Source organism: Streptomyces sp. NPDC018964 (assembly GCF_044390325.1).
In the GTDB taxonomy this organism is placed as follows: Bacteria; Actinomycetota; Actinomycetes; order Streptomycetales; family Streptomycetaceae; genus Streptomyces.
Genome location: NZ_JBIRYZ010000001.1, coordinates 73,905 through 100,214, shown reverse-complemented (window position 1 = coordinate 100,214; position 26,310 = coordinate 73,905). Strand labels below are relative to the sequence as shown.

General features: G+C 73.4%; 17 protein-coding genes and 2 pseudogenes. 14 read left to right on the top strand and 5 right to left on the bottom strand.

The features are described 5' to 3' along the window. Positions 1-198 precede the first annotated feature (198 nt). Together ACH5AO_RS00400 and ACH5AO_RS00395 are read left to right on the top strand one after the other, a co-directional pair. Entirely contained in the window at positions 199-1,356 is a 1,158-nt protein-coding gene (locus tag ACH5AO_RS00400; protein WP_398920223.1) for a cellulose-binding domain-containing protein, read from the top strand. 108 nt (positions 1,357-1,464) lie between these two features. Further along, the gene (locus ACH5AO_RS00395; RefSeq protein WP_398920221.1) at positions 1,465-2,439 is read left to right on the top strand and encodes an RNA polymerase sigma-70 factor; all 975 of its coding nucleotides are present in this window, start codon (positions 1,465-1,467) and stop codon (positions 2,437-2,439) included. 49 nt (positions 2,440-2,488) lie between these two features. Here ACH5AO_RS00395 and ACH5AO_RS00390 read toward each other — a convergent pair whose 3' ends face one another. Together ACH5AO_RS00390 and ACH5AO_RS00385 are read right to left on the bottom strand one after the other, a co-directional pair. Beyond that, positions 2,489-2,974, bottom strand: a complete 486-nt coding sequence (locus ACH5AO_RS00390; RefSeq protein ID WP_398920219.1) for a VOC family protein — start codon at positions 2,972-2,974, stop codon at positions 2,489-2,491. A gap of 129 nt (positions 2,975-3,103) precedes the next feature. Next, complete coding sequence (locus ACH5AO_RS00385; protein ID WP_398920217.1) at positions 3,104-4,048, bottom strand: methionyl-tRNA formyltransferase; 945 nt, start codon at positions 4,046-4,048, stop codon at positions 3,104-3,106. 266 nt (positions 4,049-4,314) lie between these two features. Between ACH5AO_RS00385 and ACH5AO_RS00380 the strand changes: the two genes are divergently transcribed. From ACH5AO_RS00380 to ACH5AO_RS00355, 6 genes and pseudogenes are all read left to right on the top strand, one after another. After that, positions 4,315-5,676 carry a lysine N(6)-hydroxylase/L-ornithine N(5)-oxygenase family protein gene (locus ACH5AO_RS00380; RefSeq protein ID WP_398920215.1) on the top strand — a complete coding sequence of 454 codons (1,362 nt, stop codon included), beginning with the start codon at positions 4,315-4,317 and terminating at the stop codon, positions 5,674-5,676. A 23-nt stretch (positions 5,677-5,699) separates the two neighbouring features. Next, a pseudogene (locus ACH5AO_RS00375) lies at positions 5,700-5,903 on the top strand (iron ABC transporter permease); the annotation flags it as partial. 352 nt (positions 5,904-6,255) lie between these two features. Continuing rightward, a pseudogene (locus tag ACH5AO_RS00370) lies at positions 6,256-6,498 on the top strand (iron-siderophore ABC transporter substrate-binding protein); the annotation flags it as partial. A gap of 40 nt (positions 6,499-6,538) precedes the next feature. Next, positions 6,539-8,326 (top strand): ABC transporter ATP-binding protein, encoded by a 1,788-nt coding sequence (locus ACH5AO_RS00365; RefSeq protein WP_398920213.1) that lies wholly within the window; start codon positions 6,539-6,541, stop codon positions 8,324-8,326. A 57-nt stretch (positions 8,327-8,383) separates the two neighbouring features. Continuing rightward, positions 8,384-19,312 (top strand): amino acid adenylation domain-containing protein, encoded by a 10,929-nt coding sequence (locus ACH5AO_RS00360; RefSeq protein ID WP_398920212.1) that lies wholly within the window; start codon positions 8,384-8,386, stop codon positions 19,310-19,312. Then, positions 19,299-20,999 (top strand): ABC transporter ATP-binding protein, encoded by a 1,701-nt coding sequence (locus ACH5AO_RS00355; protein WP_398920210.1) that lies wholly within the window; start codon positions 19,299-19,301, stop codon positions 20,997-20,999. Before ACH5AO_RS00360 ends, ACH5AO_RS00355 begins: the two co-directional genes overlap by 14 nt. Before the next feature lie 164 nt (positions 21,000-21,163). On the opposite strand, the gene ACH5AO_RS00350 is transcribed toward ACH5AO_RS00355, so the two are convergent. Beyond that, a complete protein-coding gene (locus ACH5AO_RS00350; protein ID WP_398920209.1) occupies positions 21,164-22,285 on the bottom strand; it encodes an alpha/beta hydrolase-fold protein in 1,122 nt (373 codons plus the stop codon). Between the two features lie 93 nt (positions 22,286-22,378). Between ACH5AO_RS00350 and ACH5AO_RS00345 the strand changes: the two genes are divergently transcribed. Then, positions 22,379-22,591, top strand: coding sequence for an MbtH family protein (locus ACH5AO_RS00345; RefSeq protein ID WP_398920207.1), 213 nt, complete (start codon positions 22,379-22,381; stop codon positions 22,589-22,591). Positions 22,592-22,690: 99 nt separating this feature from the next. On the opposite strand, the gene rpsN is transcribed toward ACH5AO_RS00345, so the two are convergent. Together rpsN and rpmB are read right to left on the bottom strand one after the other, a co-directional pair. Next, a complete protein-coding gene (gene rpsN / locus ACH5AO_RS00340; protein WP_398920205.1) occupies positions 22,691-22,996 on the bottom strand; it encodes a 30S ribosomal protein S14 in 306 nt (101 codons plus the stop codon). Beyond that, the gene (gene rpmB, locus ACH5AO_RS00335; protein ID WP_398920203.1) at positions 22,996-23,232 is read right to left on the bottom strand and encodes a 50S ribosomal protein L28; all 237 of its coding nucleotides are present in this window, start codon (positions 23,230-23,232) and stop codon (positions 22,996-22,998) included. The genes rpsN and rpmB overlap by 1 nt, the downstream gene beginning before the upstream one ends. 81 nt (positions 23,233-23,313) lie before the next feature. Here rpmB and rpmG point away from each other — a divergent pair, with 81 nt between their 5' ends. The 5 genes from rpmG (at position 23,314) to ACH5AO_RS00310 (ending at position 26,276) form a co-directional block, all read left to right on the top strand. Beyond that, positions 23,314-23,478: a 50S ribosomal protein L33 gene (gene rpmG, locus ACH5AO_RS00330; RefSeq protein ID WP_037927404.1), complete on the top strand. Its 165-nt coding sequence runs from the start codon at positions 23,314-23,316 to the stop codon at positions 23,476-23,478. Between the two features lie 5 nt (positions 23,479-23,483). After that, positions 23,484-23,741 (top strand): type B 50S ribosomal protein L31, encoded by a 258-nt coding sequence (locus tag ACH5AO_RS00325; RefSeq protein ID WP_398920201.1) that lies wholly within the window; start codon positions 23,484-23,486, stop codon positions 23,739-23,741. Beyond that, positions 23,738-24,907 carry a GTP-binding protein gene (locus ACH5AO_RS00320; protein WP_398920199.1) on the top strand — a complete coding sequence of 390 codons (1,170 nt, stop codon included), beginning with the start codon at positions 23,738-23,740 and terminating at the stop codon, positions 24,905-24,907. The genes ACH5AO_RS00325 and ACH5AO_RS00320 overlap by 4 nt, the downstream gene beginning before the upstream one ends. Positions 24,908-25,026: 119 nt before the next feature. Beyond that, positions 25,027-25,269, top strand: coding sequence for a 30S ribosomal protein S18 (rpsR, locus tag ACH5AO_RS00315; protein WP_398920197.1), 243 nt, complete (start codon positions 25,027-25,029; stop codon positions 25,267-25,269). Between the two features lie 254 nt (positions 25,270-25,523). Beyond that, a complete protein-coding gene (locus ACH5AO_RS00310) occupies positions 25,524-26,276 on the top strand; it encodes a class I SAM-dependent methyltransferase (protein WP_398920194.1) in 753 nt (250 codons plus the stop codon). Positions 26,277-26,310: the final 34 nt, after the last annotated feature.

Here is a 26,310-nt window from a genome sequence, read left to right as displayed (position 1 = left end):
TGGTCAGCTCGCGGGGGGGTGCCACAAGCCCCGGAACCACCCCCGCCCACACTCCCACCATTGTTTTTTTGGGGGGGGGGGGGGGGCGCGGCCCCCCCCCCCCCCGCCGATGGGGAGCGCTCCCCATCCCGTACCCCTGTTTCCGCACCTCGTACGTCCCACCCCTCCCACTCCTCACCCCTCACCTCGGAGGCACAAGTGCGCGCTCTCCTCGCACGATTACCGCGCCGGGCCTGGACCGCGGTCCTCACCACGGCCGTGCTGTCGGCGTCCGCCCTCACGGTGCTGCCCGCGAGCGGCGCCGAGACCGGCTGCCGGGTCGACTACACCGTGAACAAGTGGGCCGACGGCTACACCGCACAGGTCAAGGTCACCAATCTCGGCCCCGCGCTGGACGGTTGGCGGCTGACCTGGACCTACACCGGCGACCAGCGGGTGACCTCCGCGTGGAACGCGACCGTCACCCAGACCGGTGCGTCCGTCGTCGCCGACAGTCTCGGCTGGAACGGCGCGCTGCCCACGGGAGGCGCCGCCGAGTTCGGCCTGCAGGGGACCTGGCGTTCGGCCGACCCCGCACCGGGCGACTTCGCCCTCAACGGCGTGCCGTGCGGCGGTGACGGCACCACGCCGCCGACCACGCCCCCGCCCACGACCCCGCCACCCAGTGCGGACTGCGGCGACGCCGCGCTCTGCTCGGACTTCGAGGACCAGACCGGCTCCACCCCGTCCGGCGCCTGGCGCTTCACCGCACCCGACTGCCAGGGCACCGGGACGGCCGCCGTGGACACCGCCGTCGCGCACAGCGGCAGCCGGTCGCTGCGGATCGACGGCCGGGCCGGCTACTGCAACCACGCCTTCGTCGCCGCCACCGCGGACCTGTCCTCGGTCGGTCCGGTGATGCACGTACGCATGTGGGTACGGCACACCACCGCGCTCCCCTCCGCCCACGTCACCTTCGTGTCCCTGCCCGACTCCTCCCAGGGCGGGCGGAGCCTGCGCGTCGGCGGCCAGAACGGCGCCCTGCAGTGGAACCGGGAGAGCGACGACGCCACCCTGCCGGAGCAGAGCCCGGCCGGCGTGGCGCTGAGCAGGCCGCTGCCGACGGGAAGCTGGCAGTGCCTGCGCTTCGCGATCGACACGACGGCTCCCGGACTCGACACCTGGCTCGGCGACGAGCAGGTCCCCGGCCTGCACGCCGACGGTGTGCCGACGCAGGACGTCGACCGGCAGTGGCTCGCCCGCACCACCCCGCCCCGCCCCACCGCCCTGCGGCTGGGCTGGGAGAGCTACGGCACGGGCGACGACACCCTGTGGTTCGACGACGTGGCCGTCGGCTCCGACCCCATCGGCTGCTGACGGCTCCCTGGCCGGAGCTCCCGGCCGGAATCCCGCCCCGGTGTCCCGCCCGGAACACGCCCGGACGCCGGGGCGGACGGCCGTCTTCCGGACGGACCCTCCCCGCACATGTCACAGAACCGCGGCGGCCGGCGTCCCGTGTGCGGGAGACCGTGGGAAGCGACCGAACGGGAGAAGCCGGTGAAGAGCGAGGAAACAGAGCACACGGACACCGCGACCGAGTCGTTCGTCGCCCACCGCGACCTGCTGTTCACCGTCGCCTACGAGATGCTCGGCTCGGCCGCCGACGCCGAGGACGTGCTGCAGGAGACCTGGCTGCGCTGGGCGGGCGTCGACCTCGCCGCGGTCCGGGACCTGCGGGCCTACCTCGTACGGATCACCACCCGGCAGGCGCTGAGCAGACTGCGCACGCTCGGCCGCCGCAAGGAGTCCTACGTCGGCTCCTGGCTCCCCGAACCGCTGCTCACCGCCCCCGACGTGGCCGAGGACGTCGAACTCGCCGACAGCGTCTCGATGGCGATGCTGCTGGTGCTGGAGACGCTCGCCCCCACCGAGCGGGCGGTGTTCGTGCTGCGCGAGGTGTTCGGCCTCGAGTACGACGAGATCGCCGGAGCCGTCGACAAGAGCCCGGCCGCGGTGCGCCAGATCGCGCACCGGGCACGGGCGCACGTCGCCGCACGCCGGCCACGCGGAACCGTGTCACCGGCCGAGACGCGCACCGCCCTCGACGCCTTCCGGCGGGCGGTCGAGACGGGCGATCTGCAGGGCCTGCTCGACGTCCTCGCGCCGGACGTCGTCCTCCTGGGCGACGGCGGCGGCGTCAAGCAGGCCGTCCTCAAGCCCGTCGTGGGAGCGGACAAGGTGGCCCGCCTGCTGCGGGGCGGACTGGGCAGGCTCACCGTCGAGGTGTCGCTGCGGCCGTCGGAGGTCAACGGCCGGCCCGCGCTGATCGTCGGGCTCGACGGCGTGCTCGACACCGTCCTCGCGGTGCGCGTCGACGACGGCCGCATCACCGGCCTCTACGCCGTGCGCAACCCCGAGAAGCTGTCGCGCATGGAGAGCGAGACCGTCCTGCGCCGCTGAACCGGCCGGGGCCCACGTCGGCCTCCGGGCGCCGCCCTTTCCGATGCGGTCACCCGGCGGCGGCCAGGCGTCGCCGCAGCTCCTCCTCCGGGACGTCCTCCAGGTGAGTCATGAAGGCCCACACGTGGCCCGAGGGATCCTTGAGGATGACGGTGCGGTCACCGTGGAACATGTCGGTCGGCGGCTGGAGGATCTCGGCGCCGGCCGCCTCCGCGCGCTCCGCCAGGCCGTCGACGTCCGGTACGAAGACGTGCAGCGCGACGGAGGTGCCCCCGCCGAGCGCGGCCGGTGCGGCGAAGGAGCCGGCCTCCGCCTCGTCCACGCTCGCGTCGCCCAGCATCAGCACCGACCGCCCGACGGTGATCTCGGCGTGCAGGATCCCGCCGCCGGGGGCGTCGACCCTGAAGTCCTCGCGGGCGCCGAACGCCCGGCGGTAGAAGTCGATCGCCGCGGCGGCGTCGTCGACCATGATGTGCGGGACCACGGCATAGCGGTAGCGGTCGGGGATCTCGATGCCGTCCGTGCGCTCGGTCATGACGAACCTCCTCGAAAGGCGCCGCCGGTCGGTTCCCGCGGCTGCGCGCCGAACGTAGAAGCTCAAGTCCGGTTGAGGTCAAGCGCCGACGTCGCCCGCGACCACCCCTGAGCCGCCCGGCCCGGCGGCTCAGGGGTGGTTCGTCAGGTAGCCGCCCATGGAGGTGAAGTACTCGGTCGCGGGCAGCTCCCGGCCGTCCTCGGTCCGTACGCGGGTGAGGGCGAGGCCGTGGTTGCGGCCGGTACGGGCGTCGGCGCCGGCGACGATCACCACGCCGTCGCCCTCGCGGTAGAAGACGCGGCCGGGCGTGCCGCCGTACCGCCCCTCGGAGACGACGGCGGCCAGGACCTCGAGCCGCTTGCCCCTGTGGAAGGTGAAGGCGCTGGGGTACGGCTCGGACTGGGCGCGGACCAGGCGCTCCAGGTCCGCGGCCGGCCACGTCCAGTCGATGCGGCTGTCCTCGACGGACCGCTTGTGGAAGAAGCTCGCCTGCGAGCGGTCCTGCTTGGTGAACTCCGTCCGCCCGGAGGCGATCAGGTCGAGGGCGCCGAGGGTGACCGGTGCGATGAGGTCGACGGTCTTGTGGAAGAGGTCGGTCGCGGTGTCCGTCGGCCCGACCGGGACCGACTCCTGCCGCACGATGTCGCCGGCGTCGAGCTCGTCGTTCATCATGTGCGCGGTGACGCCCACCTCGGACTCGCCGTTGATGAGCGCCCAGATCAGCGGGGAGAAGCCGGCGTACTTCGGCAGCAGCGAGTCGTGCACGTTCAGGGTGCCGTGGCGGGGCAGGCCGAAGATGCGCGGGGGGATCCACGTACGCCAGTTGTTGGCCACGATGACGTCCGGGTCGGCCTCCTCGAGGCGGTCGAACAGCTCGTCGTCGGGGCGGTTGCGGATCACGACCGGTACGCCGTTCTCCTCGGCGAGGTCGGCGACCGAGTCGCTCCAGATCTTCTCGTACGCGTGCTCGCTCCTGGGGTGGGTCACGACCAGGACCACGTCGTGCTCGGAGTCCAGGAGGGCTCGCAGGGTGCGGTGCCCCCAGGTCTGGTAGCCGAACATGACGACCCGCATGGGGTTCCTCCTCGGGGCAGGGAATGACCACGGTCAGTAAAGCAAGGCTTACCTAAGTGGTCAACGGGGCACATTTGGGCGCGTGTTGACGATCGGCGCGCCCCCGGGTGCCCGTTTTGTCTATGGACAGCCCCGAGATGATGAGCTTAGCCTTACCTAAGTTCAGGGCGGCTGATCTTCGGCGTGCCCGGACGCCCGTACTTCCCGATGCATGACCGACGGACGCCTGCCCCCGCACGGCGGCCGCACCGCACGATGGGAGTGACATGGCACAGGCTCGTCCCGGCGACGCCCCTCTGATCCACGACCTCATTGGTATCGGCTTCGGGCCGTCCAACGTGGCCATGGCGATCGCGCTCAGCGAGCACAACGCACGCGTCGGCGGAGATGAAGCGGTCACCGCGCACTTCTTCGAACAGCAGCCGCGCTTCGGCTGGCACCGGGGCATGCTCATCGACGACGCGACCATGCAGGTGTCCTTCCTCAAGGACCTGGTGACGCTCCGGAACCCGGCCAGCGAGTTCAGCTTCCTGTGCTACCTCAAGAGCAGGGGACGGCTGATCGACTTCATCAACCACAAGAACCTCTTCCCGCTGCGGGTGGAGTTCCACGACTACTTCGAGTGGGCCGCCGGCCAGGTCGGCGACCTGGTCTCCTACGGCCACGAGGTCGTCGGCGTCATGCCCGTGGTCCGTGACGGCACCGTGGAGCACCTGGACGTGACGGTCCGGTCGGGGGAGGGGCTCGCGGTCCACCGTGCGCGCAACCTCGTCATCGGCACCGGCCTGCGACCCCTGATGCCCGAGGGCGTGGAGCGCGGCGCCCGGGTCTGGCACAACTCCGAACTCCTGGCGAGGATCGACGAACTGGAGGGGACCTCGCCCTCCCGGTTCGTCGTCGTGGGCGCCGGACAGAGCGCCGCCGAGAACGTCGCCTACCTCCACCGCCGGTTCCCCGACGCCGAGGTCTGCGCCGTCTTCTCCCGCTACGGCTACAGCCCCGCCGACGACAGCGGCTTCGCCAACCGCATCTTCGACCCCGGGGCCGTCGACGAGTTCTTCACCGCGCCGGAGACCGTCAAGCGCCGGCTGATGGACTACCACGGCAACACCAACTACTCCGTGGTGGACATCGACCTGATCGACGACCTGTACCGGCAGATGTACCGGGAGAAGGTCCTCGGCACCGAGCGGCTGCGCTTCCTCAACGTCTCCCGGCTCACCGACGTCAAGGAGACGCCGGACAAGGTGCGCGCCACCGTCACTTCCCTCGTCACCGGCGAGGAGACCCTCCTCGACGCCGACGTGGCGGTCTTCGCCACCGGTTACCGCCCCGCCGACCCCGTCGGCCTGCTCGGCGAGGTCGCCGACCGCTGCCTGCGCGACGACCAGGGCCGGATCCGTGTCGAGCGTGACTACCGCGTCGCGACGGACCCCGAACTGCGCTGCGGGATCTACCTGCAGGGCGGCACGGAGCACACCCACGGCATCACCTCGTCCCTGCTTTCCAACACCGCCGTCAGGGTCGGCGACATCCTGGACTCGCTCCTCGACCGGGGCCGCGAACCGGCCTCCGGCGCGGTCCGGACGGCCGCCGACCGCACGGGCGGCCACGCCCGCCGGGGCTGACCGAAGGGATGACGTACGTCCCCATGGGCACGACTGCCGTGGAGCGCCCCGCGACCGTGGCCACCACACGGGTCCGCCGACAGCGAGTCGTGGGGCGGGGATCCTCGTGATCGCGGCGGCGGTGTCGCCGGCCGTCGGCGCGCGCGTCGAGTCCCGCCGAGGTGTGGCACGGACTGTCCGCGCCGCCCGACCCCGACCGGCGGCTCACCGGGATCCGGCTCATCGTGCCGATCGGCCGCACACACGTCCAACTCGACCGGCGGCCAGGAAAGTTGTTCAAGTAAGGCTAGGCTATCCTTATTTTGATGCGGTACGGTTTGCCTGCCCTGTGCGCGGGGCGTGGCGACAGCGCGGAAAGCAAGGGAATTGCGGATGCTCCTCCACAGAACGACGCGAGGGAGGCCGTGGCGGCGACCGGCGACGGTACTGTCCGCCACGACGCTCGACACGGGCCTCCTCGCGGGCCGCGGTTCCGCATCGGACCCGGCGGACCGGGCGGGCGACGGCAGGCCCACCACCCGGGCCGGCGCCTTCCCGGTCACCGTGGAGCACACGTCCGGATCCACGACGGTCGAGGAGGCCCCCGAGCGCGCCGACCTCGTCGACGTCGACCGGATCTTCGTCATCGACGACGAGGCGGACACGCAAGCCCTCAAGAAGTCCGGGCTGTCCGCCGACCTGGACGCCATGAAGAAGGGAAACGTGTCCTGCCTGCCGGACAGCGAGGGCCCGGCGGTCGGCGCGGTCATCTCCCAGGGCACCCCGCTGTCCCTGCCGTACACCGTCGGCGAGCTCGTCGAGTCGGCGGCCGGCCGAGGATGACGGCCGACACGTCCCGCCCCCGGCCCACCCGGGGCACGGTGTGAGGACGACCGACACGCGCCCCGCCCCGGCGACCCTGCGGACGGCGACCGGGCGCGAGGCCGCCCGATGGGTCGCCGCGCACTGCCGGCAGGTGCCCGGCCTGACCGCGGCCACCGTGCTCACCACGGTGGCCGGGGCGGCCCTCCAGGTGCTCCCCGTGCTGCTGCTCGGCCGGGTCGTCGACGGGGTGGTCGAGGGCGAACCGCGTTCGCTCCTCGTCACGGTCGGCGCCCTGATGGCGGCCGCCGCCCTGCTCGGAGCGGCGGCCACCGCGGTGTCGACCTACCTGATCGGCAGACTGGGCGCGGACCTGCTCGCACGGCTGCGGGAGCGGGCCGTCCGGGCGGTCCTCGGCATGCCGAGCGCGCGGATCGAGCAGGTCGGCCGGGGGGACGTGCTCTCCCGGGTCGGTGACGACGTGGCCGTCGTCTCCAAGGGCATCCGCACGGCCGTCCCCACCGTGTTCTCGGCGGGCGTGCTGGTCGCCGTCGCCACGTTCGGCATGTTCGGACTGGACTGGCGGCTCGGCCTCGCGGGCGCCGGCGCGCTGCCCGCGTACGCACTGGCGCTGCGCTGGTACCTCCCGCGCTCCGCCCCGCTGTACCAGAGGCAGCGGGCGGCCCAGGCCGACCGGGCGCAGGCGCTGATCAGCGGTCTGGACGGAATCGACACGGTCCGGGCCTACCGCCTTGAGGGCGCCTTCCGCGAGAAGGTCACCGAGGAGTCGTGGCGGGTCCGCAACCTCGGGATCGACGTGTTCCGGTTCTTCGGCCGGTTCGTCGGCCGGGAGAACCGCGCCGAGTTCATCGGGCTGGTGCTGATCCTCCTGGTGGGGTACGCCCTGCTGGAGGCCGGCGCCGCCGGACTGGGCGAGGTGGCGGCGGCCCCGCTGCTGTTCCACCGGCTCTTCGGCCCGCTGGGCCTGATCATGTTCACCTTCGACGAGGCCCAGAAGTCGGGTGCGAGCCTGACCCGGCTGGTCGGGGTGCTGGGGGAGGCCGCCGAGGGCAGGCTGGTGGGCGACCCGGCGGTCGCGCCGGCGGACCCCGCGCCGCTGCCGGTGACGGTGGAGGGGCTGACGTTCCGTTACCCCGGCGCCGACGAGCCGGTCCTGAAGGACGTCGACCTGAGCATTCCGGCCGGTGGTTCGCTCGCGCTGGTGGGGGCGACGGGCGCCGGGAAGACGACCCTGGCCGCGCTGATCGCGGGCATCGGGACCCCGCAGGTCGGCTCGGTGCGCATCGGACCGACCGACCTCGCCGGACTGGACGAGGCCGGGGCGCGGGCCCTGGTGAGCATCCTGACCCAGGAGACGCACGTGTTCTCCGGCCCGCTCGCCGACGACCTGCGGCTGTCCGCGCCGACGGCGACCGACACCGAGCTGATGGACGCGTTGCGCACGGTCGGCGCGGGCGAATGGGCCGAGGCGCTGCCCGACGGTCTGGCCACCCCGGTCGGCGAGGGCGGTGAACGCCTGGACGTCACCAAGGTCGCCCAGCTCGCCCTGGCCCGGCTGGTGCTGGCCCGGTCGCCGGTGGTGGTGCTCGACGAGTCGACCGCCGAGGCGGGCAGCGAGGGCGCCGCCGAACTGGAGCGGGCCGTGCTGGCCGCGTGCGCCGGCCGGACCACCCTGTTCGTGGCGCACCGGCTGACCCAGGCGATGGCGGCGGACCGGATCGCCGTCCTGGACGCGGGGCGCGTGGTCGAACTGGGCACGCACGAGGAACTGGTGGAGCTGGGCGGCCGGTACGCGCGGTTGTGGCGGGCCTGGCGAGAAGGTAGTTAGGTAAGCCTAAGTCGGGTGTGGCTGACTTTCATGCCGAGAAAGGGCGTTGAGTCGTCGATGGAACCGAACGCTCGTGTCGTACTGCTTTCCCCCGCACGCCTGGCCGGCGCACGCCGGCGCACCGGCGCCTGCTCCGACAGGACCATCGCCGAAGCGAGTGCCATCGGGCTGTCGTACTGGGCGACCGGCCAGAGCCCCGACGGCATCGACCTGACCCCCGGCACCCTGTTCGCCGACGTCCTCGGCTGGGTCGACAACGGCGGGACGGCACCCGCCGGCTGGCGGGTCGGCGCGGACGGCGCGGACGGCCTGAGCATCACCGCCCCCGAGGGCGTCCTGCCGGCCGGCGCCCAGCTCGCCCTGGACGACCTCGCCGACTTCCCGGACCGGCCGCTCGGCACCATCGGCCCGTCCAGCGCGGCGGCGCGGCTCGCGACGCTGGCCGAATGGAACGACACCGACGCCGACCGGGCCCGGCCGACCGTCGTGGAGATGTTCCGCGAGCAGGCGCGCACCAGGCCCGACGCCGTCGCCGTCGTCGACGAGCACCGCTCGCTGACCTACCGCCAGACCGCCGAACTGTCCGGCCAACTGGCCCACCACCTCCTCGAACGCGGACTCACCGCCGAACAGGTCGTCGGCATCTCACTGGACCGCTCCGCCGACATGGTGATCGGCCTGCTCGCCGTGCTCCAGGCCGGCTGCGCCTTCGTCCCCCTCGACCCGCGGTGGCCCGCCGCCCGCCGGACCGTCGTCATCGAGGACGCCCGGGTCGTCCTCCAGCTCAACGACTCGGGCGAGCACGACCCGGCCGAACCGGAGGCCGTCGCCGTCGACCTCGCCGACTGGCGGTACGGTTCCCACCCCACCGGGGAGACCGGCGTCCCCCTCCCCGGCGACGCCCTCGCCTACGTGATCTTCACCTCCGGCTCGACCGGACGGCCCAAGGGCGCGATGATCCGGCACGAGGCGATCAGCGAACGCCTGCTGTGGCAGGTCGACGAGATCCTGCGCTTCGGCCACGACGACGCGTCCCTGTTCAAGGCCCCGCTCTCCTTCGACATCTCCGTCAACGAGATATTCCTGCCGCTGGTCTCCGGCGGCCGGCTGGTCGTCCTGCGACCCGGCGGCGAACGCGACCCGCACCACCTGCTGAGCGTGATCGAGGAGCAGCGCGTCACCTTCACCTACCTGGTGTCGTCCATGCTGGACGTGCTGCTGGAGATCGCCGGGGACTCCGGCCGGCTGGACAGCCTGCGGCACGTGTGGTGCGGCGGCGAGGTGCTGACCCCGGAGCTGTACGAGCGGTTCCGCGCCCGGCTCGACATTCCCATGTACCACGGCTACGGCCCCGCCGAGACCACCATCGGCGTCTCGCACGTCGTCTACCGGGGCACGGCGGAACGCCTGTCCACGTCGATCGGCAGGGCCAACCCCAACACCCGGCTGTACGTCCTGGACGACGAACTGCGCCCGGTCCCGTTCGGCGCCGGCGGCGAACTGTACGTGGGCGGCTTCCTCCTGGGGCGCGGCTACGTCAACGCGCCCGGCCTGACCGCCTCCCGGTTCGTGGCGAACCCCTTCGCCGACGACGGGTCCCGGCTGTACCGCACCGGTGACCTCGCACGGTACAACCCGGACGGATCACTGGACTTCCTCGGCCGCGCCGACAACCAGGTCAAGATCCGCGGCATGCGGCTGGAGATCGAGGACGTCGAGGCCGGCCTCGCCGAGCACCCCGGGGTACGGCACACCTGCGTCGTCCCGAAGAAGAACACGGCGGGCGGCACCTACCTGGTCGGGTACGTCCTCCCGGCCGCCGGGAGCGAGGACCTGCGGGCCGACGAGGTCGAGGCGTGGGCCCGCGAGCACATGGTCGAGTACATGGTGCCCGCCCACATCGTCGTCATGACGGAGTTCCCGCTCACCGCGAACGGCAAGCTCGACCGGAACGCCCTGCCGGAACCCGCGGTCCCGACGGGCACCCTCGTCCCGCCCGCCACCGAGAACGAGCGCACGGTGTGCGCGGCGGTCGCGGCGGTGCTGGGACTCGAGGAGGTCGGGGCCGACCAGGACTTCTTCCGGCTCGGCGGGGACAGCATCCTGGCGATCTCGCTGCTGAGCGCGCTGCGCGCCGCCGGGCTCCACGTCACGGCGCGGCAGGTCTTCACCCACACCACCGCGGGGGCGCTGGCGGCGGTGGCGAGCCGCGAGGACCTCTCCGCCGTGGACCACCGCGACGTCCCGACCGGCTCCGTCGTCGGATCGCCCGTCGTGCAGTGGCTCGGCGGGACCACCGACGCGATCGACGGCTTCGTGCAGTCGGTGGTGCTGAACACCCCGGCGGACCTGACCGCCGACGCCCTCGACGAGATCCTCACCGCCGTGGTCCGGCACCACGACATGCTGCGCGCCAGGCTGGTGCGCGGCGCACCCTGGAGCTTCGACATCCCGGAGGCCGACCGGGCCGCGGCCGGCTGGCAGGAGAGCGACCGCCCGCTCGACGAGTGCGTCGCCCTCGCCACCGACGGACTGGACCCCGAGGGCGGCGTGATGCTGCGGGCCGTCTGGCGCCGCGCGGCACGCCAACTCGTCCTCGTGGCCCACCACGTGGTGATCGACGGGGTGTCCTGGCGCGTCCTGATGGAGGACCTGGCCACCGCCTGGCGGCAGGTCGCCTCCGGCACGCCCGTCGAACTGCCCCCGGTGGGCACCTCGTTCCGGCGCTGGACACAACTGCTGGAACGCGCCGCCTTCGACGCCGACAGCTCCTACCACCGGCGTCCCCTGCCGGGCCCGGACCTGCCGCTGGGCCGGCGCGCCCTGTCCGAGGACGACACCGTCGCGGGCGAGCGCCTGCGGACCGTCACGGTCGGCCCCGAGACCACCGCCGCGCTGCTGGGCGAGATCCCCGCGAAGTTCCACGCCGGCGTCGACGACGTCCTGCTCACCGCGCTCGCCGTCGCCCTCGCCCGCCGGCGCCGCGACCTCGGCCAGGACCAGACCTTCGCGTACATCGAGCTCGAGGGCCACGGCCGCGAGCCGGGGTTCGTGGCGGACTCCGCCGGCTTCGAGCCGGAACTGTCCCGGACCGTGGGCTGGTTCACCACCCTCTTCCCGGTGACGGTGGACCCCGGTACGGCACCCGACCCCACCGCGCCCGAGTACCTGGCCGGCGCCCTCAAGGCCGTCAAGGAGGACCTCGCCCGCGTCCCGGACAACGGCGTCTCCCACGGCGCCCTGCGGTACCTGGCCGGCGCGGAGTTCGACGCCCCCGCACCCCAGGTGCTCTTCAACTACCTCGGCCGCTTCGCCGCCGGCGCTTCCGGCGACTGGCAGCTCGCGGGCACCACCGGTCAGCTGGGCGAGAGGCGCGACCCCCGGATGCGCCTGCCGCGCGCCCTGGAGTTCAACGCGATCGCCGAACCCGCCGTCGGCGGCGGGTACGAGCTGGTCACCACGATCTCCTGGCCCGACGGGATGTTCACCGACGAGGACATCACCACCCTCGGCGCGTACTTCCGCACCGCCCTCGACGGACTCGCCGCCCTCGACCGGGGCGGCCACTCGCCCAGCGACTTCCCCCTGGTACCGCTCACCCAGAGCGACGTCGACGCCCTGGACGGCCCGGCACTGCGCGACATCCTGCCCCTGACCCCGCTGCAGGAGGGCCTGTACTTCCACTCCGTCTTCGACGACGACTCGGCGGGCGCCTACGTCGAGCAGCAACTCCTCACCCTGGAGGGCGAGGTGGACGCCGGCCGGCTCGCGGCGGCGGCCACCCGGCTGCTCACGCTCTTCCCCAACCTGGCCGCCCGCTTCACGGCGCTCGCCGACGGCCGCGTGGTCTCCGTGCTGGAGAGCGGCACCGACGTCCCCTTCACCGTGACCGACCGCCCCGGCATCACCGACGAGGAGCTGCGCGACCTCGCCGAACGCGACCGCCGCGCCGGCTTCGACCTGGCCACCGGCCCGCTGATGCGCTGCACCCTCGTCCGCCGCGGCCCCGGCCGCGACGTCCTGGTGCAGACCGTGCACCACATCATCGCCGACGGCTGGTCGATCCCGCCGATGCTCCGCGCGCTGCTGGCCGAGTACCACGCGCCGGGAACCGTGCACCCGGCCGGCGGCTTCGCCGACTACGTGCGCTGGCTCGCCGGACGCGACGCCGACGAGAGCGACCGGGTGTGGCGCGAGCAACTCGCAGGCCTGCCCGGCCCGTCGCTGGTCGCCGAGGACCACACCCCGTCCGACCGGTTCGCCGACACCGTCGTGGAGCCCGAGGACGACGTCGACGCCGCCGCCCGCGAGGCGGGCGTGCCGCTGAGCGTGGCCGTGCACAGCGCCTGGGCGCTGACCCTCGGCGGCATCCTGCGGAGCGACGACGTGGTGTTCGGCTCCACGGTGTCCGGCCGCGACGCCGAGGTGCCCGGCATCGGGGACATGGTGGGCCTGTTCATCAACACCGTTCCGGTACGCGTCCGCTGGTCCTCCGGCACCACGGCGGGCGACCTGCTCGCCTCGGTGCGCGACCACCAGAGCGCGGTCCTGCCGCACCAGCACGTGTCCCTGGCGAGGATCGGCCGCCAGGCCGGCTCCGGGCCCCTCTTCGACACCCTCGTGGTGTTCGACGTGGCCACCGACCCGGCCTCCCTGCGGCGGCCCGGCGACACCCTGGCCGTCACCGGCATCGTCAACGAGGGCGCCCCGCACTACCCGTTGACCCTCGTCGTCGAGCGCGCCCCCGACGGCCGCCCGCGCTTCAACCTCATCCACGACGGTGAACTGCTGCGGGAGACGACCGCCCGGGCGATCCTGCGCACGTTCACCGCAACCCTGACCCGCCTGCTCACCCGCCCGGACACCCCGGTCGCGCACCTGGAGCCGGGGCGCGGGCGCCCCCTCGCACCCGTCACCCCGACGACCCTGGGCGGACTCTTCGACGCCGCCGCGCGCCGCGACCCCGCCGCCACCGCCGTCACCCAGTGCGGCCTCGACGGCACCGCCCGCTCCCTGACCTACGGTGAACTGTCGCGGGCGAAGGACGCGTTGGCCGCCGTCCTGCGCGCGGCCGGGGTCGGTCCGGGCGAACTGGCCGCCGTCGCCGTCCCGCGCTCCGTCGAGCAGGTCGTCGCGCTGGTCGCGATCGCCGGCGCGGGCGGCGCGTACGTACCGCTCGACCCGGCGTACCCGGACGAACGGCTGGAGTACGTCCTCGCCGACGCGGCCCCGCGGGTGGTCCTCGTGGACCGCGAGCAGCGCGACCGCTTCACCGCGCTCCTCGACCGGGCCGGCGTCGCGGCCCGCGTGCTCGTACAAGGAGAGGAACCGCCACCGGCGGATGCCACCGGGCCCGCACCCGCGGCCGACTGGCACGACCCCGCGTACGTGATCTACACCTCCGGATCGACCGGCCGGCCCAAGGGCGTCGTCGTCCCGCACTCCGGCGTGGTCACCCTGCTCGCCCGCACCCAGCCGGACATGGGCTTCGGCCCGGACGACGTGTGGGTACAGTTCCACTCCTTCTCCTTCGACTTCGCGGTCTGGGAGCTGTGGGGCGCGCTGGCGCACGGCGGTGAGCTGCTGGTGCCCGAGTACGGACTGACCCGCTCCCCGGTCGACTTCCACCGCCTGGTCCGCGAGCGCGGAGTGACCGTGCTCAACCAGACCCCGTCGGCGTTCCACCAGTTCGCCGAGGCCGACCGGCTGGCCGGTGAGCCACTGCCCGCGCTGCGCCGGATCGTCTTCGGCGGGGAGGCGCTGGACCTCGGCCGGCTGCGCGGCTGGGTCGAACGGCACGGCACCGCCTCGCCCGAACTGGTCAACATGTACGGCATCACCGAGACCACCGTCCACGTCACCCACCGGGTGCTGACCGACGAGGACTTCGGCCCCGGCGACGCCGTCAGCCCGATCGGCGGCCCGATCCCCGGCCTGGTCACCCACCTCCTCGACGACCGGCTCCGGCCGGTGCCGTCCGGCCGGGTGGGCGCCGTCTACGTCGCCGGCGACCAGGTGTCGCTCGGCTACCTGGGCAGGCCCGGCCTCACCGCGGGCCGGTTCGTGGCGGACCCGTTCGCGGGCGACGGCTCCCGCATGTACCACACGGGCGATCTGGCCCGCCGCACCCTCGACGGCGAGCTGGAGTTCGTCGGGCGCGCCGACGACCAGGTACAGCTCAAGGGCTTCCGCATCGAGCCGGGCGAAGTGGAGTCCGCGATCCGGGAGCTCGACGGCGTGGTCGACGCCGCCGTCACCGTGGCGGACACCGGCGACCACCTGGTCGCGCACGTGGTGGGCCGCACCCCCGGCGACCTCACCGACCTGCTGGCCGGGAAGCTGCCCGCGCACATGGTTCCGGGCCGGGTCCTCACGATCGACGCCCTGCCGCTGACGGTCAACGGCAAGCTCGACCGCGCGGCCCTGGCCGAACACGCCCGGAAGGACGCCGGGAACGGCGCCGCACCCGCGGACGGACCCGCGGCCACCGCCGCACTCGTGGACGTCTTCACCCGGGCGCTGCCCGGCACGGCCGTGGACGCCGACACCGACTTCTTCCGCGCCGGGGGCGACAGCATCGTCGCCATCACCGTGGTCAACCGGGCCAGGGCGCTCGGCCTGCCGATCGCGCCCCGGGACGTGTTCCTGCTCAGGACACCGCGGGCGCTCGCGGAGCACCTGGGGACACGGACCCCCCGGGCCGGTGCCGCGCCCGCGAGCGCGTCCGCTCCCGCTCGCCGCGAGGACGGGCCCCTGACACCGACCCCGATCATCCTCCGCCAACGCGAACTGGGCGGCTCCCTCACCCGGTTCGCCCAGGCCAGGACCCTCGACGTTCCCGAGGGCGCCGACTTCGCGGACGTCCGGCGCGCCGCGAACGCCGTGGTCGCCGCACACCCGGCCCTGCGGCTGCGGCTGCGCACCGGACACGGCGTGTGGACCCTGCGCACCGAACCCGCCCGCGACATCGCCGTCGCACGGCCGGACACCACCGACGCGACGGCCGTCGCGAACGAGGCGGCCGGGCGGCTCGACCCCGAGTCCGGGGACGTCGTCGCGTTCGCGTGGCTGGAGGCGACCCGGACCCTCGTGATCACCGTGCACCACCTCGCCGTCGACTCGGTGTCCTGGCTGATCCTCCTCGACGACCTGGCCACCGCCCTGCGCGGGGGAACCCCGGCCCCGGCGACGACGTCGTACGCCGAGTACGCCGAAGCCCTGACGCTCCGCTCCGCACAGGACGTCGACGACCTCGACCACTGGGTCACCACGCTCCGGGCCCCCGCACTGCTGCCGGCGCCCGGCAAACCGCGCGAGACCACCGTCGCGCTCGCCCCCGAGGTGAGCGAACACCTCACGCGCACGGCACCCGCCGCGCTCGGCGTCGGACTCACCGAGCTGCTGTGCGGCGCCCTGCGCACCGCGCTGACCCGCGTCCAGCCGTCCCCCACCGATCTCACGGTCGAACTGGAGCGGCACGGCCGGGTCCCCGCCCTCGAACACCACGACTACACCCGCACGGTCGGCTGGTTCACCTCCATCGCGCCCGTACGCCTCACGGCGCACACCGACCCCGTGGCGGCGGCGCGCGAGGTCGCCGAGCGCCGGCCGGACGAGCAGGCGCACGTCGCGTACGGCCGGCTCAGGTACCTCAACCCGCAGACGGCACCGCTGCTCACGGCCCGCCCGCAGGTGCTGTTCAACTACCTCGGCCGGGGCAGCGAGTCCCGGGCACTGCGCCTCACCGGCGGCGAACCGGGCAGCCCGTACGCCGTCGAGGTCAACGCGTGGCTCGACGAGACCACCGGATCCCTGCGCGCGGCCTTCACCCTCGCCGAGGGCGTCCCCGACGAGATCACCGGGCACTGGCTGAGCGCGCTGGAGCACCTCGCGGACGCCTCCGTCACGGCCGAGCGCACCGCACCGGTCACCCCGCTCCAGCGGGGCCTGTTCTTCCAGGCCCAACTGGCGGGCACGGCCGGGCACTACGTCGCGCAGAACTGGTTCACCTTCGACCGGCGCCTGGACGCCGGCGCGCTGGCCCAGGCGATGGCCCACGTCATCGGACGGCACCCGGCCGTGGGCGCCGGCTTCACCACCGACGACGACGGCAACCCGGTCCAGGTGCTCAAGGCGGGCCGGCGGGTCGGCGTCCGCACGGTCACCCTGTCGACCGACGCGGAGGTCGAGGAACTGCGCGCCCGGGACCGCGACACGGGGTTCGATCCGGGGGAGCCGCCGCTGATCCGGCTCACCGTGGTGCGCCTGCCCGACGACCGCGACGGCCTGCTGCTCAGCTACCACCTGCTGCTGTGGGACGGCTGGTCCCGCGAGATCGTGCTGCGGGACCTCTTCGACGCCTACCGCGCCGCCGTCGAGGGCCGGTCGACCGACCCGGTCCCGGCGACGCCGGGCTTCGAGGACCACGCCCGGGCGCTCGCCGCCAGGGACACCACCGCGTCGGAACGCTTCTGGGCGGAACACCTGGCGGGCCTCCCCGGCCCGACCCTGCTCGCCGGACCGGCGCCGGCCCTCTCGGACGACCTCCCGCGGGCCCTCGTGCACACCCTGTCCGCCGAGCGGTCCGACCGGGTACGGGAAGCGGCCAAGGCCCACGGCGTCACGCTGAACTCGGTGCTCACCGGCGCGTTCGGCCTGCTGCTGGCCGCGTACACCGGCCGCGGCGACGCGGTGTTCGGCGTCACCGTCTCCGGCCGCGAGGGCGAGGGACTGTCCGGCATCGTCGGCGTGCTGCTCAACACCGTGCCCCAGTGGACCCGGGCACGGCCCGACGACACCGTCCGGGAATACCTGTCGGCCGTACAGGCGGCCAGGGTCGAGGCGATGGACCACGAGCACCTGGGGCTCGGCGAGATCCAGCGGGCCGGCGGACACGACACCCTGTTCGACAACCTGTTCGTGCTGCAGAACTTCCTGGACATGGACGCGTTCGCCGAGATGAACGCCGCGCACGGCATCACCTCGGTGCGGGCCGACGACTCCACGCACTACCCGTACACCTGGGTCGTCACCCCCGGCGACCGGCTCACGGTCAAGCTGGAGCACCGCGTCGGCGACACCGGGCACGCCCGCCGCCTCCTCGACGACTACCTGCGCGTGCTCGACGACCTGGTCCGGGCCACCGGACCGGTGGGCGCGCTGCCGGGCCTCGGCGCGCGGCCGTCGCCCGGGGAGCGCACGGACGTCGGCACGGACACCGTCGTCGACCGGTTCGACCGGGCGGCGGACCGCGCCCCGGAGCGGACCGCGCTCGTCGCGGACGGCTCGTCCATGACCTTCGCCGAGCTGCGGGACCGCAGCCGCGCGGTGGCGGGCGTGCTCGCCGGGCGCGGCCTCGGACCCGAGACCACCGTGGGTCTCGCGATCCCCCGTTCCCTCGACTCGATCGTCGCCCTGTTCGCCGTCCTGCGCACCGGCGCCGCGTACGTGCCGCTGGAACTGGACCACCCGGACGAGCGGATCGCGGCGATCGTCGCGGACGCCCGCCCGGACGTGATCCTCACCGTCGCCTCCGTCACGCCCCGGCTGACCGGGCTCACCGGTGACCTGATCGAACTGGACCGTCCCCTGCCCGCGGCCGAGCCGTTCGTGTCGTTCGCGCCGGACGACCCGGGCCGGCTGCGGCATCCCGCGTACACGATCTACACCTCCGGTTCGACCGGGAAACCGAAGGGCGTGGTGACCGAGTACGCCGGGCTCACCAACATGCTGGTCAACCACCAGCGCCGGATCTTCGAGCCGGTGCTGGCGGACCACGGCCACCGGGTCTTCCGGATCGCGCACACCGTGTCGTTCGCCTTCGACATGTCGTGGGAGGAGCTGCTGTGGCTCGCCGACGGACACGAGGTCCACATCTGCGACGAGGAGCTGCGCCGTGACGCGCCCCGCCTGGTCGCGTACTGCCTGGAACACCGGATCGACGTCGTCAACGTGACCCCCACCTACGCGCAGCAGCTCGTGGCGGAGGGCCTGCTCGACGACCCGGAGCGGCGCCCGGCGCTGGTGCTGCTGGGCGGCGAGGCCGTCACCCCGACACTGTGGCGGCGGCTCGCCGAGACCGACGGGACGGCCGGCTACAACCTCTACGGGCCCACCGAGTACACCATCAACACCCTCGGCGTCGGCACCTTCGAGTGCCAGGACCCGGTGGTGGGCGTGGCGATCGACAACACGGACGTGTACGTACTGGATCCGTGGCTGCGGCCGGTGCCGGACGGGGTGCCCGGTGAGCTGTACGTGTCGGGCATCGGCATCGCGCGCGGCTACCTCGGGCAGCCCGCCCGGACCGCGCACCGGTTCGTCGCGTGCCCGTTCGGCGCGCCGGGTGAGCGTATGTACCGCACCGGGGACCTGGTGACCCGCCGGCCGGACGGCAACCTGACGTATCTGGGCCGCACCGACCAGCAGGTCAAGATACGCGGCCACCGGGTCGAACCCGGCGAGGTGGAGGCCGCGTTCGCGGCCCATCCGGCGGTGCGGTTCGCCGCCGCGGTCGCCCAGCCGGACCCGGGGGTCGACGGCGCCCACCGGCTGGCCGCCTACCTCGTGCTGGAAGGGGCGGAGTTGGCGGAGGTGGCCGCCGAAGTGGGCGCCGGGCTGCCGGACTTCCTGCGCCCGACGCACTACGCGCGGGTCGACGCCATCCCGCTGACCGTGAACGGCAAGGCCGACACCAGGGCACTGCCGGAGGCCAGACCGCTGGGCGCGCTGACCACGGCGGGGGAGCGGGGCCCGCGCACCGGGACCGAGACCGCGGTGTGCGAGTTCTTCGCCGAGGCACTGGACCTGGACGACGACGAGGTCAGCGCGGTGAGCGACTTCCTGTCCCTCGGCGGGCACTCCATGCTGGCGGTGCGGCTGATCGGGCTGCTCCGCCGGGAGTACGGTCCTGTCGTCACGATCCGCGACCTGTTCACCCTGCGCACCCCGGAAGCGATGGCCCGCCACATCGATGACCACTCCTGACGTACGAAGGCCCCGCCCGGGGTCCGACATCCTGCGGACCGCCCTGCGCCGCAACATCGGCGCGATGGCCGGTGGCACCGTCCTCATGGGCCTGTACCAGGCCGGTGAGACGGCCTTCCCCATCGCGCTCGGCCTGATCGTCGAGCACACGATGCGGGACCGGAGCCCCGGCCTGCTCGCCCTGTCGGTCGCCGCGCTCGCCGTGATCACCACGACGGTGTCGCTGTCGTGGCGGTTCGGGATGCGCATCCTGCAGAAGGCCAACACCACGGAGGCGCACCGCTGGCGGGTGAGGGTCGCGGCCTGCGGACTCCAGCCGGTGGCCAGGGACGTCGACCTCAAGTCCGGCGAAGTGCTGACCATCGCCACCGAGGACGCCGACCAGACCGCCGACATCATCGAGGTGGTGCCGCTGCTGATCAGTTCGCTGGTGGCCGTGCTCGTCGCGGCGGTCGCGCTGGGTCTCGCCGACCTCCGGCTCGGCCTGCTGGTGATCGCAGGCACCGCCGCGATCCTGACGGTCCTGAGCGTGATGTCCAGGCGGATCGGCGACAGTACCCGGGAACAGCAGGCCCGGGTGGCGCGGGCGGGGGCGAAGGTCGCCGACCTGATCACCGGCCTGCGCCCGCTGCACGGCTTCGGCGGCAACCACGCGGCCTTCCGATCCTACCGGAAGGTCAGCACGGAGGCGAGGCTCCAGGCGATCACCGTCGCCAAGGCGAACGGCGTGTACGCGGGCACCGCACTGGCCCTCAACGCGGTCCTCGCCGCCGCCGTGACCCTGACGGCGGGATGGCTGGCGTTCGACGGCCGGATCGGCGTCGGGGAGCTCGTCATGGCCGTGGGACTGGCGCAGTTCATCATCGAACCGCTGAAACTGTTCTCGGAGATGCCGAAGTACGTGATGGTGGCGCGCGCGTCGGCCGAGCGGATGGCGCTGGTGCTGACCGCGCCGCCGGTGACCGGACCGGGACCGGAGCGGCCGGCCGCGGGCGGCGGCCTCGAGGTCGACTGCGTACGGTACGGGTCCCTGAACGAGCTGAAGTTCCAGGTGGCCGCGGGCGAGTTCGTGGCGATCGCCGCCTACCGGCCGCGCGCGGCGGCCGACCTCGCGTCGGTCCTGGCCGTCAACGTGCCGCCCCACGCCTACGAGGGGGTGGTGCGGGTCGGCGGGCGGGAACTCGCGGAACTGTCGGTCGAGGCGGTCCGCGAGCACATGCTGGTGAACCCGTACGACGGGGAGATCTTCGCCGGTACCCTCCGCACGAACATCGACCCGTCGGGGACCAGCCGGCTGGTCCGCGAGGCCGTCGAGGCGTCCATGCTGACCGACGTCGTGGCCCTGCACCGCGAAGGACTCGACCACCCCGTCCGCGACCGCGGCGCGAACCTGTCCGGGGGGCAGCGCCAACGGCTCTCCCTGGCCCGCGCCCTGGCCGCGGACACCGACGTCCTCGTCCTGCACGACCCGACGACGGCCGTCGACGCCGTCACCGAGCAACTCGTCGCGCGGGGCATCGCCGAACTGCGCCGGGGCCGTACCACCGTCGTGATCACCAGCAGCCCGGCCCTGCTGGACGCCGCCGACCGGGTGCTCGTCCTGGACGACGGGGTCGTCACCGCCGAGGGCACCCACCGGAACCTGCTGGCCACCGACGAGGACTACGGCGCGGCGGTGGCACGCTGACGTGCCCCGGAGCACCGACGGGGCCACGTCGCCCGTGCGGCTCCGGCTGGTTCAGTCCTCTTCCGGCGGCGTCCCGAGCGTCCAGGCGATGTCGCGCGGCAGGGCGTGGTGCCGGCCCGCCCGGTCGTGGTGCGACGCCGAGGTCGCACCGGCCCCCGGCTGGTTCAGTCCTCTTCCGGCGGCGCCCCGAGTGTCCAGGCGACGTCGCGCAGCAGGGCGTGGCGCCAGCCCGCCCGGTCGTGGTGCGACGCCGAGCGGGAGACCCGTACGGTCGCACCGGCCCGTTCGGTCAGCTCCTCCACCCGGGCGCAGTGGGGGAGCATCCGCGTCTCGTGTTCCCCCACGTCGAACGCGACCCGCAGACCGGACAGGCCGGACCGCCCCCGCAGGCGTGCGGCGACGGTGCCGCCGGCCGGGCCGCCCAGTGGGTTTGCTAGGCCGGCGGCGCCGGGCGTCCACCAGAACGCCCCCGACTGGCAGGCCACGCGGGAGACCAGGTCCGGGAACTCCAGGGCCGCGTACAGCGCGCTCAGCCCGCCCAGGCTCTGCCCCGCGACCACCAGCCGGTCCGGGTCGGCTGGCACGCCGGTCTCCGCCACCAGCGGCAGCAGTTCGTCCCGGACCGCCTCCCACAGCTCGGGCCGGCACCCGAACTCGGCCGCGCGGTCCTTGGCCGGCAGGAAGACGAGCGTGACCGGAGGCATCGCGCCGGCGGCCACGGCCGACTCGAACGCGGTCGTCGCCGGGTGCAGGTACAGCCAGTCGTCCCCGTCGAGCAGCAGCACCAACGGCCCGCCGCCGCCCACCGGATGGACCCGCACGGTGCGCCGCCCGCCGAGCCGCCCGCCGTTCCAGCGGATCCGGGTGCGCGGCAGGGGGAGGACGTCCTCGGCGCCGAGGTCGGGCCAGTACGGCTGGGCCGGGGCGTCCGGCGTCGCCGCGACGGACCGGTCGCCGCCCGCACCGGCCGGGTTGAACGGGTCGGCGAAGGCCGCGCCGTCCACGAGGAACCGGTAGGTCACCCGGAGCCGCGCGGGCATGCGCACCCGGGCGTACCAGCAGTCCGTGTCGCCCCACCGGTCCAGGCGCACCGGCTCCGACCAGCTCTCGAAGTCGATGCTCGCCGCCCCGGGGCCGCGCCACAGGAACAAGGTCACCCAGCCGCCGTCGCCGGCGGGTACCGACACGGGTGTCCGCACCGCGGCCCAGAACGCGTCGGTGCCGGGTGTGCCGGGCAGCCCGAACTCGCCGAAGCCGCCCTTCGTACCGGCCGCGAGGCCCCGCATGAACGTCTCCTTGTGAGGGGGAGGGGGAAAAGCTAGGCTTATGTCAATTAGGCAAGGCTAACCTAATCTTGGCTTGACCGGGAGGCACTCAGCATGAGCACCAACCCCTTCGACGACGCCGAAGGCCGGTTCCTGGTCCTGGTGAACGACGAGGGCCAGCACTCCCTCTGGCCGTCCTTCGCGGCGGTGCCCGGCGGGTGGACGGTCGTCCTGGAGGAGAGCTCCCGGGAGGCGTGCCTGGAGTTCGTCGAGACCCACTGGACCGACCTGCGCCCCCGCTCCCTCGCGGCGTCCGCCGACGGCTGACCCGTCACCGGCCGGTCCGGTCCCTCACCGGCCGGTGACGGTGGCCGGTGACGGCGGGCGGTCACCCGGACGTCGCGCCGGGCGCGGACCGGGCGCGCGTCACCAACTGCTCTTGGTGACCCCCGGCAGCTCGCCCGCGTGGGCCATCTCGCGCAGGCGGATGCGGGACAGGCCGAAGGCGCGCAGGTGACCGCGGGGGCGGCCGTCCACGGAGTCGCGGTTGCGCACGCGGGTGGCGCTGGCGTCGCGGGGCTGCCGGCGCAGCTCCCGCTGGGCGGCGGCGCGTTCCTCGTCGGAGGTCCGGACGGACGCGATGACCGCCTTCAGTTCGGCGCGGCGCTCGGCGTGGCGGGCCACCACGAGCCGTCGCTGTTCATTCTTCGCGATCTTGCTCTTCTTCGCCATCAGACCTTCCCTCCCCGGGCGCGGATGCGCGCGACCGCGGCCTCGACGCCGATCGTGTCGACCGTCTTGATGCCCTTGGCGGACAGGGTGAGCCGGACGTGGCGGCCTTCGCTCGGCAGCCAGTAGCGCTTGTGCTGGACGTTCGGGTCGAAGCGGCGCTTGCTCCGCCGGTGGGAGTGCGAGACCCGATGCCCGAAGCCGGGCTTCCGGCCGGTGAGTTGGCAGTGGGCTGACAAAGTTCCTCCTCGAGTTCGATCGGTGGCAGCACACTAGCAGCTACATGAAAATGAAATTCAATACCGTGTACAGTGCGGTCCATGGCCCGTAACGAACTGCGCCCGATCATCAAACTGAGGTCCACCGCCGGCACCGGCTACACCTACGTCACCCGCAAGAACCGCCGTAACGACCCCGACCGTCTGACGCTGCGCAAGTACGACCCGATCGCCGGGCGCCACGTCGACTTCCGTGAGGAGCGCTGAACACCGTGAAGCCCGGAATCCACCCCCAGTACGGCCCCGTCGTCTTCCGCGACCGGGCCGCAGACTTCGCCTTCCTCACCCGGTCGACGGCCACCAGCGACCGGACCGTCGAATGGGAGGACGGCAACACCTACCCCGTCATCGACGTCGAGATCTCCTCGGCGAGCCACCCCTTCTACACCGGAACCCAGCGCGTCCTGGACACCGCGGGACGGGTCGAGCGCTTCGAGCGGCGCTACGGACGCGACCGGAGCGGGCGGTGAGCGGGGACCGGACACGGCCGCTGCCGGTCGCGATCGTCGCCGGACTGCACGCCGACGCCCGCCGGGCCGCCGTCGACGAGATCCTGCGCACGGTCCCCGGTTCGGTCGCCCTGCACCACGACCTGACGTCCGCCGTCGACGGTTCGGTGCGCCGGACCGTACGCGACGCCGGCGGCCTGCTCGGCAGCGGTGACGCGCCCCTGGTGAACGACTGCGCGTGCTGCGCGCTGCGTGAGGACCTCGTCCCGGAACTGACGCGGCTCGCGGAGGCGGGCGGCCACCGGCTGGCCGTCGTGGAACTGTGGGACTCCGTCGAGCCCCACGGCATGGCCCCGGTCATCGCGTCCGAGGGCGCGCCGCTCGCGCTGACCGGGGTGGCCACCGTGGTCGACCCGGCCCTGGTCCTGCCGTACCTGTCCAACGGCGACGACCTCGCCGAGGCGGGCCTCGCCGCCGCCCCGGCCGACCGGCGCACGATCGCCGACACCTTCGCCCGGCAACTGGAGTACCCCACGGTGATCGCCGTCGTCGAGGACGGACCCGGTGGAGAGGCCGCCGACGAGGGCGACCACGCGCTGCTCGCCCAGCTCACGCCCGGCGCGCGCAAGGTGCCGGCGGGAGGCGGGGCCCTGGGCGCCGCCCTGCTGGCGGGCTTCGACCCCGAAGCGGCCGGCGCCCGCGTGCATCCCGCGTGCGCGCTGCTGCCGCAGGAGTGCGACGAGCACGGTGTGAGCACCTTCGTCTGGCGGCGCGAGCGGCCCTTCCACCCGCAGCGCCTCTACGCGGCGCTGGAGGACCTGACCTGCGCCGCCGCGCGCAGCCGTGGGCGGTTCTGGCTGGCGGACCGCCCCGACACCCTGCTGTCCTGGGACGCCGCGGGCGGCGCGCTGTGCGTGGAGTCGGCCGGGCCCTGGCTGGCGGCCCTGCCCGACGCCGCCTGGGAGATGGTGCCCGCGGAGCGCCGCGTCGCCGCCTCGGTGGACTGGCACCCGGAGCACGGTGACCGCCGCCAGTACCTCACCTTCACCGCACCCGGCCTGGACCGCGACGGCCTGCTCGCCCTCCTCGACTCGTGCCTGCTCACCGATGACGAGTACGCGGCGGGCAGGAGCCGTTGGGAACAACTTCCGCACGTGTTCGACGATTTGCTCGACCCGGTGTCCTGAAGCCCCTCCCGCCCCGGTGGCGGCCCGTCCGAGGAGAGGGGTTCCCCCGTCCTCCGGGCGGCGCCGTGCCCCGGCCGCGCACGCACCGCATCGTGTTCGAAGAAAGGAACGACCCCACCATGCCCCGACGCACGGGCGCCGACCGGCGCACCGCGAAACGCGCCAACCCGCTGGACACCGCCGGCATCACCTACGTCGACTACAAGGACACCGATCTGCTGCGCAGGTTCATCTCCGACCGGGGGAAGATACGCAGCCGCCGGGTGACCCATGTGACACGTCGGCAGCAGCGGCAGATAGCGCGGGCCGTCAAGAACGCGCGCGAGATGGCCCTGCTCCCGTACGGCTCCCGGCAGGGCTGAGGCCCGTCGTCGAAACGGTGTCCGCCCCGTCCGTGAGACGGGGCGGACACCGTTTCGCGCTACCGAGGACCCGCTGGGCGGGGAACGGCCGCGCGGACCCGCTCGCACCGAGGGCGGACCGGCAGCGGGGCCCCGGGGTTCTCGCCGGACCTCCCTGACGCTGCGTCAACGCTCTCGATCCCCTTCTAGTAATGAAATTCATTTCTGATTACCGTACGGGGTGAACCATGAGGCATCGAGTGTCTGGAGCAGTGATGAGTGACCCCTACGAGCGGTCCGCCGAGTACCTCGACATCCTGATCGCCGAGTCGTGGGAGCCGTTGGCCCCGGCGCTGGCGGACGTCCTGTCGCGCGTCCGAGCCGCGGCCGGGGCCGTGGTGGACCTCGGGGCCGGGTCCGGCCGGGGCGTGCGCGTCATCTGTGACGCGCTGCCGCGGGTGCCGGTGCTCGCCGTCGAGCCGTCCGCCGCGATGCGCGCCGTCCTGCTCGCCCGGGTCCACGAGGACGGCGAACTGCGCGAGCGCGTCACGGTGGTTCCCGGCGACTGCGCGAGCGCCGACTGGCCCGACGGTGTGCGGGCGGTGGTGGCCCTGAACATGATCGGCCACCTTCCGCCCGGTCAGCGGCGCGCGCTGTGGAGCCGCGCCGCCCGGCGACTCGCCCCGGGCGGCGCGCTGGTGTTCAACCTCGTACCGCCGTTCGCCCCGGTGGAGGTGGAGCGGGTGCGGACGGCCCGGGCCGTCATCGGCGAGCTGGAGTACGAGGGCTGGGCGAGTGCGCGCCCCACGGGGGCGGACGAGATCACCTGGCGCATGGACTACGGCGTCCTGCGCCAGGGCCGGCCGCTGGCCGGAACGACGGTCGAGTACCGCTGGTGGGTCGCGACGGAGGACGCGCTGACGGCCGAAGTCGCCGAGGCGGGGATGGTGCTGCGCCGCGCGGGTGATCCGGCGCTGGGGCTGTGCGTCCTGGAGCGCGCGAACGATCCGTCACCGCAAGTTGGTTGATCTGATAATCATTTTCAATTAGGTTCATCGGTGT